The 15270-nt window shown below is 72.1% G+C and carries 10 protein-coding genes; 3 read left to right on the forward strand and 7 right to left on the reverse strand.

What is annotated here, in order from left to right; genetic code table 11:
* Position 1: 1 nt before the first annotated feature.
* The 4 genes from IOE58_RS10565 to IOE58_RS10580 all read right to left on the reverse strand — a co-directional run bounded on the left by IOE58_RS10565 (position 2) and on the right by IOE58_RS10580 (position 7675).
* Positions 2 to 3442 (reverse strand): error-prone DNA polymerase, encoded by a 3441-nt coding sequence (locus IOE58_RS10565; protein WP_193866350.1) that lies wholly within the window; start codon positions 3440 to 3442, stop codon positions 2 to 4.
* 51 nt (positions 3443 to 3493) lie between these two features.
* On the reverse strand, positions 3494 to 5200 hold the full coding sequence (locus IOE58_RS10570; protein WP_193866351.1) for a DNA polymerase Y family protein: 1707 nt from the start codon (positions 5198 to 5200) through the stop codon (positions 3494 to 3496).
* Complete coding sequence (locus IOE58_RS10575) at positions 5200 to 6036, reverse strand: hypothetical protein (RefSeq protein WP_193866352.1); 837 nt, start codon at positions 6034 to 6036, stop codon at positions 5200 to 5202. The genes IOE58_RS10570 and IOE58_RS10575 overlap by 1 nt, the downstream gene beginning before the upstream one ends.
* 118 nt (positions 6037 to 6154) lie before the next feature.
* Positions 6155 to 7675 (reverse strand): DUF222 domain-containing protein, encoded by a 1521-nt coding sequence (locus IOE58_RS10580; protein WP_193866353.1) that lies wholly within the window; start codon positions 7673 to 7675, stop codon positions 6155 to 6157.
* 320 nt (positions 7676 to 7995) lie between these two features.
* On the opposite strand from IOE58_RS10580, the gene IOE58_RS10585 reads away from it, so the two are divergent.
* On the forward strand, positions 7996 to 9408 hold the full coding sequence (locus tag IOE58_RS10585; RefSeq protein ID WP_193866354.1) for an IS1380 family transposase: 1413 nt from the start codon (positions 7996 to 7998) through the stop codon (positions 9406 to 9408).
* A 558-nt stretch (positions 9409 to 9966) separates the two neighbouring features.
* Here the strand turns inward: IOE58_RS10585 and IOE58_RS10590 are convergent.
* Positions 9967 to 10797 (reverse strand): TrmH family RNA methyltransferase, encoded by an 831-nt coding sequence (locus IOE58_RS10590; protein ID WP_193866355.1) that lies wholly within the window; start codon positions 10795 to 10797, stop codon positions 9967 to 9969.
* A 1-nt stretch (position 10798) separates the two neighbouring features.
* Positions 10799 to 11593: an ABC transporter ATP-binding protein gene (locus IOE58_RS10595; protein ID WP_193866356.1), complete on the reverse strand. Its 795-nt coding sequence runs from the start codon at positions 11591 to 11593 to the stop codon at positions 10799 to 10801.
* A gap of 64 nt (positions 11594 to 11657) precedes the next feature.
* On the opposite strand from IOE58_RS10595, the gene IOE58_RS10600 reads away from it, so the two are divergent.
* Complete coding sequence (locus tag IOE58_RS10600; RefSeq protein WP_193866357.1) at positions 11658 to 13250, forward strand: RNB domain-containing ribonuclease; 1593 nt, start codon at positions 11658 to 11660, stop codon at positions 13248 to 13250.
* A gap of 14 nt (positions 13251 to 13264) precedes the next feature.
* A complete protein-coding gene (locus IOE58_RS10605) occupies positions 13265 to 14035 on the forward strand; it encodes a hypothetical protein (protein WP_193866358.1) in 771 nt (256 codons plus the stop codon).
* Positions 14036 to 14059: 24 nt separating this feature from the next.
* On the opposite strand, the gene glgA is transcribed toward IOE58_RS10605, so the two are convergent.
* Entirely contained in the window at positions 14060 to 15256 is a 1197-nt protein-coding gene (gene glgA, locus IOE58_RS10610) for a glycogen synthase (protein WP_193866359.1), read from the reverse strand.
* Positions 15257 to 15270: the final 14 nt, after the last annotated feature.

The raw sequence follows: 15270 nt of genomic DNA on the forward strand, positions 1-15270 counted from the left end.
CTCACCGGAAGTCCCGGGAGGCGCCGGCGGCGGTCAGCTCGAGATGCTCGACGTCGTCGGCCACCAGGTTGACGGCACCGGTGCGGTTCTCCACGATCCCGCGCAGCACGACCGCCCGGGAGGTGCGCAGCAGCACCCGGTGGCGGGACCAGAAGCCAGCCGAGCACACCACGTTCAGGATCCCGGTCTCGTCCTCGAGGCTGAGGAAGGTGATGCCGCTGGCGGTCTGGGGTCGCTGACGGTGGGTGATCACGCCTCCCACCCGCACCCGGCTGCCGTCCTGCACGTCCCGGCACTCACCGATCGCCCGCACCCCCTCGGCACCCAGCTGCTCGCGGACCAGCACCATCGGGTGGTCATCGAGGGTGATGCCGGTGGCCCAGGCGTCGGCCGAAGCGAGCTCGGCATCGCTCATGCCCGGCAGCATCGGGGCCCGGGCGCCGACAGCGAGGCCCGGCAAGGTGTGCGGGGACTCCTGGGCGGCGGCACCGGCGGCCCACAGCGCCTGCCGGCGTGAGCCGGCCAGGGTGTCCAGCGCCCCCGCGGTGGCCAGCGCCTCCAGCTGTCTCGCACTCAGCCCCACCCGTCGGGCCAGCTCCGGGACGGAGGCGAAGGGGCCGCCGCGCTCGCGTTCGACGACGATCCGCTCCGCGGTGTCGGTGGTGATCGAGCGCACCTGGTCCAGCCCCAGGCGGATCGCCGGTCCGCGTCGTGCCGCTTGGTCCTGCACCTGCGGGCCGGGGTCGTCGGTGGGCACCGTGTAGCCGTGGTGCTCGTCGTCGGTCTCCAGGTCGGTGCGGGCCCTGCTGCGCAGCACGTCGGGCCCCCGCGTGAGCACGCCGTGCCGGCGGGCATCCGCGACCAGCGACTGCGGGGGGTAGAAGCCCATCGGCTGGGCGCGCAGCAGGGCGGCGGTGAACGCGGCCGGGTAGTGGCACTTCAGGTAGGAGCTCGCGTACACCAGGTACGCGAAGGAATAGGCGTGTGACTCGGGGAAGCCGTAGTTGGCGAAGGCCAGCAGCTTGCGGTGCACCGCCTCGGCGTCCTCGCCGGTGATGCCGTGGCGGGCCATCCCGGTGAACAGGGCGTCGGACAGCTCCAGCATCTTCTGCGTGGAGCGCTTGGAGCCCATGGCACGGCGCAGCTGGTCGGCCTGGGCGGGGGTGAAGTCAGCGACGTCCACCACCATCTGCATCAGCTGCTCCTGGAACAGAGGCACACCCAGGGTGCGGCCCAGGGACTTCTCCAGCAGCGGGTGGATGAAGGTGACCGGTTCCTCCCCGTTGCGGCGGCGGATGTAGGGGTGCACGGAGCCGCCCTGGATGGGGCCGGGCCGGATCAGCGCCACCTCGACCACCAGGTCGTAGAACTCGCGGGGCCTCAGCCGCGGCAGGGTGGAGATCTGGGCGCGCGACTCCACCTGGAACACGCCCACGCTGTCCCCGGCGCACAGCATGTCGTACACCGCTGGGTCCTCCTGCGGCAGGGTGCGCAGCTCGAAGGACTGCCCGTGGTGCTCGGCGATCAGCACCAGCGCGTGGTCCAGCGCGGTGAGCATCCCCAGCCCCAGCAGGTCGAACTTCACCAGGCCCGCATCCGCGCAGTCGTCCTTGTCCCACTGCAGCACGCTGCGGTCGGCCATCGCCGCCCACTGCACGGGGCACACCTCGATCACGGGCCGGTCGCACAGCACCATCCCCCCGGAGTGGATGCCCAGGTGGCGGGGGGCGTCCCGCAGCTGCTGGGCGAGCTGCACCACGTCCTCGGGGATCCCCGCCTGGGCGAGGGAGGAGAAGGAGCGCTCGATGCGCTTGGAGAAGGCATCCTGCGCACCGGGGTCGTAGCCGAGTGCCCGGGCGGCGTCGCGCACCGCGAGCTTGGCGCGGTAGGTGATGACGTTGGCGACCTGAGCGGCGTTCTCCCGGCCGTAGCGCTGGTAGACGTACTGGATGACCTCCTCGCGGCGGTCGGCGGCGATGTCGATGTCGATGTCCGGCGGGCCGTCCCGCTCCGGGGCCAGGAACCGTTCGAACAGCAGCTGGTGGCCGACGGGCTCGACGGCGGTGATGCCCAGCGCGTAGCAGACCGCGGAGTTCGCGGCCGAGCCGCGCCCCTGGCACAGGATCCCCTCCCGACGGCAGAACGCCACGATGTCGTGGACGATCAGGAAGTAGCCGGGGAAGTGCAGCTCGGTGATGACCCTCAGCTCGTGGTCGATCTGCGCCCATGCCCCGGGGACCCGCTCGGGGCGTCCGGCACCCGGCCGTGGCCCGTACCGCTCCCGCCCCTCGATCTCCACCAGCTCCACCAGCCAGCTGGCCTCGTCGTGCCCGGCGGGCACCGGGGAGGGAGGCAGGTCCGGGGCCAGCAGGCGCAGGTCCAGGGCGCAGTCCCGACCCAGGCGGGCTGCGGCCTGCACGGCCTGCGGGTAGCGCGGCAGCAGCTGCGCGAGCTCCTGGCCGCTGCGCAGGTGGGCGAGACGGTCCGAGAGGTACGGATCGGCCTGGGCCAGCGGCACCCCGGCGCGCAGGGCGGCATGGGTGTCGGCCAGGCGCTTGGCGGAGGGCTCGGCGTAGTGGGCGTTGGTGGAGGCCACCAGGGGCAGGGTGACCTGGTCCAGGCCGTGGCTCTCGCGCACCAGGCGGGCGCCCTGTGCGAGGGCGTCGTGCAGCTCGTCGGCCGCTCCTCCCCCGCCGGCCACCAGCTCCACGGCGACGTTGCCGGGACCGAACAGGTCGATGAGGCGGGCGATGGCGTCGGCCGCGGCGTGGGCGGCCCCGTCGAGATCGCCGCGCGCCAGGTGCGCGGTGGCGGCCCGGGTCACCGATCCCTTGCGGCAGCCGGTGAGGATCTGCCAGTGGCCCTGGTGGGAGATGCGGGACAGCTCGGCCAGGCGGTAGCGGGGAACGCCCTTCTGACCGCTGTCGAGGTGGGCGCCGGCGATCGCGGCGGACAGCTCCCGGTAGCCGGTCTCGTCGCGCACCAGCACCAGCAGGTGCTCGCCGTCCGGATCGGGCACCCCGGTGCGCGGCGGGGAGATCACGGGAGTGGTGCCGGCCTGCGCGTGGCCGGGTTCCAGTCCCAGGGTCAGCTCGGCACCGAACACGGTGGAAAGGCCCTTCTCACGGGCGGCACGCGCGAAGCGCACCGCTCCGGGCAGCCCGTCGTGGTCCACCAGCGCCAGGGCGCTCAGGCCCAGGGAGGCGGCCTGCTCGACCATCTCCTCGGGGCTGGAGGCACCGTCGAGGAAGCTGAAGTGGGAGTGGGCGTGCAGCTCGGCGTAGTCCACGCGGTGCGTGGAGCGGGGCTGCGGGGGCGGCTCGGGCCTGCGCCTGCCGGTGTGCTCCACGGTGATCGGCGGGGAGACCAGGTGGGCGGGGCGGTCCGAGAGGATCGCCTCGAGGTCCTTCCACGCGGGTGGGCCCAGGAACCAGCGGGCCATCAGATGCCTCGTGCCACGGTGTTCGGACGGACCCGCTTGCTGGGGATCGCCTCAGTCATAGACGCCCTCCAGGAACCATTCACCGGTGCGGGACAGGGCCAGCACCGCGGCCTCCTCCTCCCCCGCGGCGGCGAGCACCAGCTGCAGGCGCGCCGCACGGTTGCCGCCCGTGGTCCCCCAGCGCTCGTCGATCACCGTGGGGGAACCGTGCGTGAGCACGGGGTGGGTGCTGCCCGCCCGCAGCCCGATCCGCTGCAGGGCGGGAGTGCCGGGAGCGGTGACCAGCAGGCGGGCCGGGGGCGCACTGAGCAGCCCGCGGGCGGTGACCACCACGGGATCGCCGTGCGCATCCTGCAGCTGCACCGGGGGCGGGGTGCGGAACACCGTGGCCGGCACGGGCCGCGGCAGGGACCCCGGCCAGGGGCCCACCCGGCGGGGAGGCTTCTCGGTGCGCCACGGCACCAGCTGCACCTCCTCGGCCAGCAGGCGCCCTCCCACCAGCACCGGCACCTGCACGGCGTCCTCCCCGGCCAGGCCCTGGGCACGGGCGAAGGCACGGGAGGCCCGCTGCGCGGCCTCACCGGCACTGCCCCACAGGGCGGGAGCGTTCCGGGAGGCCGGCTCCAGCTGCAGGGGGTGCAGGCCGATCCGCACGATCGCCCCGGTGGCGGGACCGCCCAGGCGGGAGCGGGTGATCCAGCCGTCGCACTGCCAGCGGATGCGGTCCACGACGTCGGCCACGGTGAGCGCACCGTCGTGCCGCCAGGTGCGCTCCATCTCCTCGCCGCTCTCGGTGCGCGCCACGATCCGCAGCCGGGTGCACACCAGGCCCCGCTCCACCAGCATCGAGTGCAGCTGCTCGGCCAGCGGACGAGCCACGAAGGCGGCCTGGTCGGTGCGCACCAGGGGCGGGTCAAGAGCGGTCTCGGCCAGGATCGGCTGGGCGGGGTGGTGCGCGGCGGGCGGCGCGGGCTCCCGACCTGCGGACAGCAGGTGCAGGGTGGCCACGTCGGGGCCGAAGCGGTCGGCCACCGAGGCGGCGGGCAGGGCGGCCAGGTCCCCCAGGGTGGCGATGCCCAGGCGCTGCAGCAGGTCGACGGTCTCGGGCAGGTCCAGTCGGCGCTCGGTCCGGTCGGCCCGGGTGGCGGTGGGCTGGCCGCGGTGCCCCCAGCCGGGGCCGACGGGGGCGTCGCGGAGGGCTCCGATCGGGTGCGGGGCGAGGTAGTCCCCGGAGCGGCCGGGGTGGACGATCCTGCCGGTGCGGGCGGCGAGCAGGGCCGCGAAGGGACCGTCGGCGATGCCCACGGAGCAGTCCCAGCCGGTGAGGTCGGCGACGGCGTCGATGATGCGCTCGGCGAGCACCGGCTCGCCGCCGTGGTGGCGAGCGGGACCGCGGGCGGCCATCAGCAGGGTGCCGGGGCGCAGCACGTCCACTCCGGCGGCGACGGTGTCCACCGCGGCGGCCACCAGTTCGAACAGTGCAGATTCGCTCTCGCGGTCGCCCTCCAGCACCAGGGCGTCCGGACAGGCGGCGCGGGCGGCACGACGCCGCATGCCGGGCAGCGCTCCCGCCCGCTGGGCGGCGGTGCCGGCGTGGGTGACGCGGTGCTGGTCCACCAGGATCACCGGGTCGAGGGCGAGGTCCACGGGTGGGGAGTCGGTGCGGCGCTGGTGGCGGTCCAGGGCCGCTACCAGCGGCCAGTCCGGCACGATCACGGCAGCGATGCGGGTGGCGGTGCGGGTATCGGTGCTGCTCATCAGCCGGCCCTCCGCACGGGGTGCAGGGCGGGGCGTGAGGCGGCGCGCACGACGACGGGGTGCGTCGCAGCGGTGCCGTGCTCGATCCGGCCAACCACCTGCGGCAGCAGCACCTGGACCTCCCGCTGCCCGGCGATGCCCCGGCCGCTGGAGGTGACGTGGAGACGGCGCTTGCGCAGGCGCCCCGATCCCTTCCCCAGTCCGGTCCAGCCGAGGGTGGTGGTGTGCAGGGTGATGTCGGCGGTGCCTGGCGGACGGGCGGCCAGCACCAGGGTGTCGGTGGCGCGGGCCCTGCCCAGCAGGCTGCGCCACAGGGCCGGGGCGAGCTCCAGCTCGGAGCCGAGCACCAGCACGCCCACCCCGTCGGCGAGGGCGGAGAGCACCTGCGGGCGCTGTTCCCCTTCTGCGGGGGCGAGGGCGAGGCGGCAGGGGTCCAGCCCAGCATCCAGCGCAGAGCGCAGCCCGAGATCCGGCATCCCGGCGACGGCGCACCAGGAGTCCTCCCCTGCGGCAGCGACGGCGAGGGCCAGCAGCAGCGAGGTGGGAGCTGTGCCCTGGACCGCGATGGAGCTGCCAGCACGCACACCGACTCCGGGGAACAGATCGGCCAGCGGCTCCGGGACGGGCAGGTGGGCGCCGGTGCCGTCATCCCCCTCGGGCATCCCTGTCTCGGGAGTTGATCCGGGAGCGGACCCCTGGGCAGGAACGGGGCGCAGGGCGGTGCGGTCGATCCTCCCGCCCCAGCGGGCGGCGCTGCGCTCGGCCGCGGTGAGGACGGCACGCGCCTGTGCCAGACGCTCCTGCTGGACGGGACTCTCGCGGGTCACCGCAGTCATGGATCCACCTCCGTTCCGCCTCCCGTGGGCTTGTCGTACCGCCAGCCGATCGACACGCACATATCGAATGTGCGTTCGAACTCTACGCCGGTGGGCGATGGTCCTCAAGGGAAGCAGGTCATAGCTTCGAACAGTTGTACGAAGCGTGACGGAGGGGTATGACAGACGAGGATCCGCAAAGCACGAACCTGTCAGAACGGTGGGTCCTCCGGCGGGGGCGGGCGTTGCTGGTCGGGGTGGTGGGCTGGTTGTGGTGGGCGCGCAGTGCGCGTTGTTCGCGGTCGCGTTCGAAGGTCTGCCACGCGGCGGTGAGCTCGGCGACGGTGGTGGGGGTGGCCAGGTCGGTGTCGTCCTGGACGGCGATCTTCGCGCGGGCACGGATCTCCCATGCGGTCACCCCGGGCCTGTCGGGGGTGGTGGTGTGGCGGGCAGGGTCGATGAGGCCTGCGGTCTTGAGCCGGTGGTGCATCCAGCACAGCAGGTGCAGGTTGTCGATCTCGGTGAGCCCACCGCGGGTGGGGTCGGCGTGGTCGTACTCCTGGATGTGGTCGCACTCGGCGGCCCAGGAGGAGGGCCTCGTGCAGCCGGGGACCGCGCAGGTGGCGTGCCGCAGCCGCAGGTGCTCGAGCATCCGCGTGGTGGGGCGGTAGGCCTTGGCGGGCAGGGGCAGGAACGCGCCGGTGGCGGGGTCGGTGAGAACACGGTGCCAGGTCTCGCACTGCCCGGCGAGCTCTCTGGCCATGACGGCGGGGATGGGGATGGTGCCATCCAGGGTGCCGGGTTCCTCGGATGCGCCGAGCAGGGTCAGGGCCGGGACGGTGACGGCGAGACGGAACCGCTCCCGCGGGATCTTCACGCCGTCGGTGTCCAGGCTCGCGCCGGTGAGCAGTTCGTAGCGCAACCGGGCCAGGGACAGGGGCTTGCCGTGGGTGGTGACCGTGCCGTCGGGATCCAGGGGCGGGGGCTCCCCGGCCCCCAGGGCATGGCGCTGGGTGTGCTGGATGGCGCGGGCGGAAGCGTCCAGGCGCTGGGCCAGGGTGAGGATCTCGGGGATCGGGCCGATCACCTGGAGGCAGCCGATGCCGTCCTCCCCCACCGGCAGCAGGTCCACGCGGCGTCGTCCTTCGGGGGTGTGCTGGGGCGGGGTCTGTCGCTGTGCGGTGATGCGGGTGAGGGCGTGGGAGAGTCGGCGTCGATACTGCTCCACCGTCAGCTGCCCCAGCGGCCAGGTGGCGATGCTCTGGTCGAGGGCGGTCAGGTCCGTGGCTGTCAGGTGACGGGTGCGGCGCAGCAGGCGCTGGAACCACTCGCAGGGGAACTCCCCGGATGCGAGCCGGGCGAAACAGCACGGGAGAGCGGTGAGGGCGCGGTGGGCATCGTTGATGCGGTGGTAGGCAGTGGCGCGGGTGCAGCGCAGGGCCAGAGCGACGGCGAGGGTCTCGGCCTCGTACTCATCGGCCCCGGAAGGGTCACCGCCCTGCGGGAACTCCAGCTGCCGCCAGAACCCGGCCAGACGCCGGTACTCGACCGCCAGGCGCTGGGACTCGGCGACGCCAGCGGTGAGCAGTTCCTGCAGGCCCGTATCGACCAGCAGATCCCCCAGGATCGGGTCATCCAGATCTCCACCCGGTGGTGCCACCGGGGGGCGCGGTGAGCCTACCGCCGACGGTGACGGGGGCGCCGCCGGTGACGGGGCTGCCGACGGCTCGACAGTCGCGGGCGTGGCAGGCGCGGCAGGGCCCGCACTCGCGCGTGCCGCCCCCTGATCGCCGCGTTCCTTCCGCGCGCCATCATCCAGCTCCCCCATCACACACCCCCTTTGGCCGGCAGCCTGTTACCCTCGAGATTTCACGGGGGTGTGGTCTCGCCCGACGGACGGCATAAAGAAAGGTGCTCCTGGCCTGGGATGATGCGGGGTGTTGAGTCTCGTAATCCCTGGCCGGAAGGAGCACCTTTCAGGTGTCCCACCCTACCTTGTTCTTCTACCCCCGTCCGCGCGTGGACATCGCTGAGGTCCCGGCGGCCGCGCATGCGGGCGCGGTGCTGCTGACCGGCACGATCCACGCCACCGGCCTCGCCCCTTCGCTGCGTGAAGCTCTGGATCCGTGGACGAAGCCACTGGCCGAGCATCACGCCTCGAAGGTCCTGCTGGACCTCGCGATGACTCTCGCGATCGGCGGCGAGCACGCTTCGGATACTGATCTGCTGCGATGCGAACCGGGACTGTTCGGAGACGTCGCCTCGGCCCCAACGATCTCCAGGACCCTGACCACGCTGGCCGAGGACGCACCCGCCGTGGTCGAGGCGATCTCCCAGGCCCGCCGCATCGCGCGGGAACGGGCCTGGGCACTGGCCGGCGACCACTCCCCGGTCCGCAGGGTCAGTGCGCAGAATCCGCTGGTCATCGACCTCGACGCCACCCTGATCAACGTCCACAGCGAGAAGGAGCAGGCTGCACCGACGTTCAAACGCGGCTTCGGTTACCACCCACTGTGCGCTTTCCTGGACCACGGCAGCGAAGGAACCGGGGAACCGCTGGCGATCCACCTGCGCCCCGGCAACGCCGGTTCCAACACCGCCGCCGATCACATCACCATCACCAGGCAGGCCCTTGCGCAGCTCCCGGCTGGTCTGCTCTCCTCCGGCGGAAGGGGGTCGAAGAAGGTCCTGATCCGCACCGACGGAGCCGGTGGCACCAAGGACTTCGTCAAGTGGCTGACCGGGCAGCGTCTGGCCTACTCAGTCGGGTTCACCCTCCCCGCGAACACTCCCGACCTGCTGGAACGTATCGATGAGGCGAAGACGTGGACTCCTGCCTACGACACCGACACCGACGGGATCCGCGACGGAGCATGGGTCGCGGAACTGACCGGGCTGCTGGATCTTCAGGGTTGGCCGCCCGGGATGCGGGTGATCGTGCGGAAGGAACGTCCTCATCCTGGGGCGCAGCTGCGGATCACCGATCACGAGGGGATGCGCATCACCGCGTTCGCGACCAACACCCCGCGCGGCCAACTTCCCGTGCTCGAGCTGCGACACCGCCGCCGCGCACGATGCGAAGACCGGATCCGCAACGCCAAGGACATGGGCTTGATGAAGTTCCCGCTGCAGGGCTTCGCGCAGAACCAGGTCTGGTGCCAGATCATCCAGCTCGCTAGCGAGCTCGTCGCCTGGATGCAGACCATCGCGCTGACCGGCCATGATGCGCGGAAGTGGGAGCCCAAACGGCTCCGCGCACGGCTGTTCGAGATCCCCGCGACCCTCGTGCGCCGCAGCCGGCACAACCTCCTCCACCTCGCCCAGCACGCTCCCGAAGCCCGCACCGTCCTAACCGGCGTCAACCGGCTCCGCATTGCCGTCGCGCAGACCTGATCCGGCAAGGCCGCCCGTCCCTACGACCAGCAGCATCTCTTCTCGGGAGTGGAACCCGACCGCCCGCAACGGACACTGCGACGATCTGTCATACCCGAATGCCAGAATCAGCAGCTGAACACCGGCAACGACGCCGACCGCGACCGCTCACCAGCCCGATGAAAGATCGAGGTTACGACCCGTTCGTTGATTCGATCCTAGGGGCCGCCACCGACAGATCAATGGCACACAAGAAATGGGGACACAAATGTGGAGAACACATGAATGGGGAGGAACCTCGAACACCCAGAGCATCCCGACGCCGCCCTTGCGGGCCAGCCGCCAGGACGCGCCCCCGCCCTACAGAACCTACTGGTCAGCCCGTAGCAATGCTCCACCGGTGATAGGCGGCACCCGGAACCGTACCGTCGTTCGAATTGTGGACAACCACCCGGTGGGGAGGAACCCGAAACCGCCCCGAACACCGGCTGTGGAAAACCTGGTCCCGAACACCCTGCGCACATCGCGCGAACAGCAGAATGGAAATATCCTGGTGGACAATCCCCCCAGCTGCACGGCTCAGCCGGCCCCCAGCATCGCCCGTCGCTGCCAGAAGACGACCGCGCTCGCGGCAGCCACGTTCAGCGAGTCCACTCCCCCGGCCATCGGGATCACCACATGATCGGGGACGGCGCGCAGGGTCGCAGGGGTGAGGCCGTGCCCCTCGGTGCCCAGCACGAACGCGACCTTCCGGTCCGGCCCCAGGTCCACCACGTCGAGCGCCCGCGCCTCATCGGTGAGCGCCAGGGCCAGCACGTCGAAGCCCGCCTCGCGCAGCCGATCGGCATCGGCCGGCCATGCGCGCAGGCGCGTCCACGGCACCTGGAACACGGTGCCCATCGACACGCGGATCGAGCGCCGGTACAGCGGGTCCGCACAGCGCGGCGTCACCAGCACGGCATCCACCCCCAGAGCCGCGGCCGAGCGGAACATGGCCCCCGCGTTCGTGTGATCGACGATGTCCTCCAGCACCGCGACGGTGCGGGCCCCCTCCAGCACCGCGGCCACCGGCGGGAGCTCAGGCCGGTGCATGGCAGCCAGCGCACCGCGGTGAAGGTGGAAGCCGGTGATCCGCTCCAGCAGTGCCTCCTCGCCCACCAGCACCGGCGCCTCGGGGAACCGGGAGGTGAGCGGCGCGAACTTCTCCAGCCACTTCTCGCTCATCAGGAAGGAGCGCGGCTGCATGCCGGCATCCATCGCCCGTGAGATCACCTCGAAGCTCTCGGCCATGAACAGCCCGCGCTCCACCTCGATGCGCGAGCGCAGCCGCACGTCGGTCATCCGCAGGTAGTCGTCCAGCGCCGGGTCGGCGACGTCGTCGACCCCGATCCGGCGGATCTGAGGCTCCACCTCAGGACAGGGTGACCGAGCGCGCGCTGAACCGCTCGCCGTGGCGGTCCACCACCAGGGGCAGCCCGAAGGTCCGGGTGAGGTTCTGCGAGGTGATCGTCTCGCCAATGGGGCCCGCCGCGACCACGCTGCCGTGACGCAGCAGAAGGGCGTGCGTGTAGCCCGGCGGGATCTCCTCGACGTGGTGGGTGACCAGCACGGTCACGGGGGTGGCCGGATCCTTCGCGAGCTGGCTCAGGGTGCGCACCAGCTCCTCGCGGCCGCCCAGGTCCAGCCCGGCGGCCGGCTCGTCCAGCAGCAGCAGCTCCGGGTCGGTCATGAGGGCGCGGGCCGACAGCACGCGCTTGCGCTCACCGGTGGACAGGGTGCCGAACATGCGGTCGGCCTTGTCGGCCACGCCGAAGGCGTCCAGCAGCACCCGGGCGCGGTCGAGGTCCATCTCGTCGTACTGCTCGCGCCAGCGCCCCACGATGCCGTACCCGGCGGTGACCACGACGTCCAGCACCTTCTCCTCGACCGGGACGGTCTCGGCGAGCTCCTGGCTGGCCAGGCCGATCAGGGGGCGCAGCTCGAAGATGTCGGTGCGGCCCAGCCGCTCGCCGAACAGGTCCACGGTGCCGCTGGTGGGGTGCAGGCGTGCCGCCAGCAGGCGCATCAGGGTGGACTTGCCGGCACCGTTGGGGCCCAGCACCGCCCAGCGGTCGCCTTCAGAGATGGTCAGGTCGACGGAATCGAGGATGGCGCGCCCGCTGCGGCGGACCACGACGTCGTTCAGGGAAGCTGCTGCAAGGGCCATGGGCCGAGCCTATCGCCCTAGACTGACCGAGCCGTCCCCGCCCAAGAGCCAGCAGGAGCCCACCGTGCTGCACCGTCCCGTCTCGCTCCACGCCCCGCGCGGCTCCGTCGCCGCCGATGTGATCTCCCAGGGCATCGACGCCCTGCTGGAGGAGTACCGGGAGCAGGTGCCCCTCGAGTTCCTCGCTGAGGTGCTGGCCGAGGCGGAGCGCGCAGCGAGCAGGGCGGGCACGTCCGCGGGGGCCGGTGCCGGCAGCACCGACAGCGGCCAGACCGACATCGATCGCTCCGATCGCACCGACATCCCCTTCGTGACCCTGGACCCAGAATCCTCCACGGATCTGGACCAGGCGATGCACCTCGAACGCACCGATACCGGCTACCGGGTGCTCTACGCCATCGCGGATGTCCCCCTGTTCGTCGAGCTGGGCAGCGCCCTGGACGCGGAGGCCCGCCGTCGCGGTGCCACCGTGTACCTGCCGGATCGCCGGATCCCCCTGCACCCGGAGGTGCTCTCCGAGGGCGTGGCGTCGCTGCTGCCGGAGCAGGACACGCCCGCGTTCGTGTGGACCTTCGAGCTGGATGCGGCCGGAATCGTCACCTCCGTGGATCTCGAGCGCGCGACGGTGCGCTCGGTCGCGAAGCTCGACTACGACACTGTGCAGCAGCAGCTCGATGCCGGGCAGGGCCACCCCACGATGCAGCTGTTGCAGGAGATCGGCGACCTGCGCCTGCAGCAGGAGGCCGAGCGCGGCGGTGCGAGCCTCAATGTGCCTGAGCAGGAGGTCGAGGCCGAGGGCGACCACGTGCGCCTGACCTGGCGCGACCTCAACGCGATCGAGGAGGCCAACGCTCAGATCTCGCTGATGACCGGGATGGCAGCCGCCCAGCTCATGATCGACGGCGGCGCGGGGATCCTGCGCACCATGCCGCCTGCCGAGCCCCAGGCCATCGCCCGCTTCCGGAGGCAGACCCAGGTGCTGGGCACCCCCTGGGAGGAGAACGTGGCCTACGGCGACTTCCTGCGCTCCCTGGACTGGCGCGATGCCGCCCACCTGGCCCTGCTGAACCAGGCCACCTCCCTGTTCCGCGGTGCCTCCTACGTCGCGTTCACCAGACCGGAGGAGCTGCCTGAGGATCCGGCGCAGGCTGCCATCGCCGCTCCCTACGCCCACGCCACCGCTCCGCTGCGGCGCCTGGTGGACCGCTTCGTGCTGCTGGTGTGCCACGCCCATGCCCGCGGACAGTCCCCGGACCCTGCCCTGCTGGCCGCGCTGGAGAAGATCCCCGAGGCTATGCGGTCCACCGCCACGAAGGCCGGGGAGCTGGAGCGTCGGGCGATCGAGCTGGTCGAGACGGCGGCCCTCGAGGCCTGGGTGGGAGAAGAGTTCGACGCCAGTGTGATCGAGCGTCGCGAGGCCTCCGAGGGGAAGAACGGCAACGGTGGTGCCCCCACCCGGGTGGAGGTGCAGCTGATCGACCCGCCGGTCACGGCCTGGGTGCCGATGGACGCCGAAGCCGGACAGGTGGTCCGGGTGCGTCTGGGGTCGGTGGACCCCCGGAAGGGGAAGGCCCACTTCGTGCCGGCGGGCCCCGCCGGAGCGGATGCGGCCGGCACCCCCGGCACGGCCGGCGCCACCACCGCCCAGAGCTGCTGACGGACACCGCTCCGATGGCCTCCTCCGAGCTGCTGGCGCTGCCCCGCGCTGCGGTCCTGATGCTGTGGGCGGGTGCCTACCTGCGGGGGGACGCGGGACCCGACGACGCCGCCCAACACGCTCTGGGGACCGGGAAGGACCGCCCGGGGGCCGAGGGGGTCGAGCTGTTCGACTGGCTCACCGGGCTGCGCCGACTGCCCCTGGTGCAGCTGCGTCTGGTGCTGCCGGTGCCTGGCAGGATCGCCGGTCTCGTCGGCCCGCCCACAGCGGTCCAGGCGGCGCTCGCGGCCGAACAGGCACTGGTGGTCACCGCGGCGGGGATCCCCGATCACACCCTGGTGCCCGAGGACACCCCGGTCTCCTCACTCCAGGGCCCGATCGCGCTGGTGGACTGGATGCAGTCCCCCGCGCCGCTCGGCGCGAACCTGGCCCCTGCCAGCAGCTCCGGCACGGCCCGCGAGCAGCTGCTGCGCGTGATGCAGAGGGTCGCAGATTCCACGCAGGACCTGGACCTGGTGCCCGACGAGCCGATCCCGGCCCGGGATCTCCCCTCCGGGTGGGCACGCACCATGCCGCCGCGGCACGTCACCGCAGCCGATGCGCACCTGCTCACCCTGGCGGGCAGGATCCTGGCGCTCAGTGCGCAGGAGCTGCGGGCCGGCTCCCCCACTGCCCTCGCTCTGGCCGATGACCAGGCCCGACGGCGACTGCTAGAGGAGCTGCGCGACGCCGCCCGGGAGGCGCTGGTCGAGACGGTGCAGAGGGCAGCGGGCCCCGAGGGCTGAGCCCTCGCCCCGCACCCCCGGCACTCAGGCCCCGTGGGACTCCAGCACCGCGCGGTACACCTCGACGGTGCGCTCCCCGATGGACGTCCAGGAGAAGTGCTCGGCCGCGCGACGCCGGGATGCCTCCCCCATCTGCCGGGCGCGATCCGGGTCGGAGAGCATGCGCTCCAAGGCCCGGGCCATGTCGGCGATGAACCTCTCGGGATCGGTGGGGGTGCCGGTGCCGTCGGTGAGCTGGTCGAAGTGCACCAGGTACCCGGTCTCGCCGTCCACCACCACCTCGGGGATCCCGCCGGTGGCGGAGGCCACCACGGGCGTGCCGCAGGCCATCGCCTCGAGGTTCACGATCCCCAGGGGCTCGTACACGCTGGGGCACACGAAGGTGGTGGCGTGGGTGAGGATCTGCGTGAGCTCTGTGCGCGGCAGCATCTCGGTGATCAGGTGCACGTTGCCGCGGTCGCGGTTCAGCTCGGCGACCAGGTCGTCCACCTCTGCGGCGATCTCTGGGGTGTCCGGGGCGCCGGCGCACAGCACCACCTGGTGCTCGGCGGGCAGCTCCCGCACGGCGCGCAGGAAGTACGGCAGGCCCTTCTGCCGGGTGATGCGGCCGACGAACACGATGGTCGTCGCCTCCGGATCGATGCCGCGCGAGGTCAGAGCGGTGGTCTCCGGGTTCGGGGACCACTGGTCGATGTCGATCCCGTTGTGGACCACGTGCACGCGGGCCGGGTCCACGGTCGGGTAGGAGCGCAGGATGTCCTCCCGCATCCCGGCGGAGACCGCGATCACCCCTGCGGCGGCCTCGTAGGCGGCGCGCTCGGCGAAGGAGCTCAGGCGGTAGCCTCCGCCCAGCTGCTCCGCCTTCCACGGCCGCAGCGGCTCCAGGGAGTGGGCGCTGAGCACGTGGGGCATGCCGTGCAGCAGGGAGGCCACGTGCCCGGCGAAGTTCGCGTACCAGGTGTGGGAGTGGACCAGGTCCGCGCCCTCGCAGTCCGCCGCGATCAGCAGGTCGGTGCCCAAGGTGCTGAGGGCGGCGTTGCTGCCGGAGAGCTCGGCAGGGGGCCGGTAGGAGGTGGTGTCCTGCTCGTCGCGGTCCGCCCCGAAGGCGCGCACCTGCACCTCGATGTGGTCCCGCAGGACGGCCGACAGCTCTGCGACGTGCACACCCGCCCCGCCGTACACCTCCGGTGGGTACTCCTTGGTCAGCAGATCCACGCGCATGACGATCCCTCCTC

The organism is Brachybacterium epidermidis (assembly GCF_015209585.1).
Lineage (GTDB): Bacteria > Actinomycetota > Actinomycetes > Actinomycetales > Dermabacteraceae > Brachybacterium > Brachybacterium epidermidis.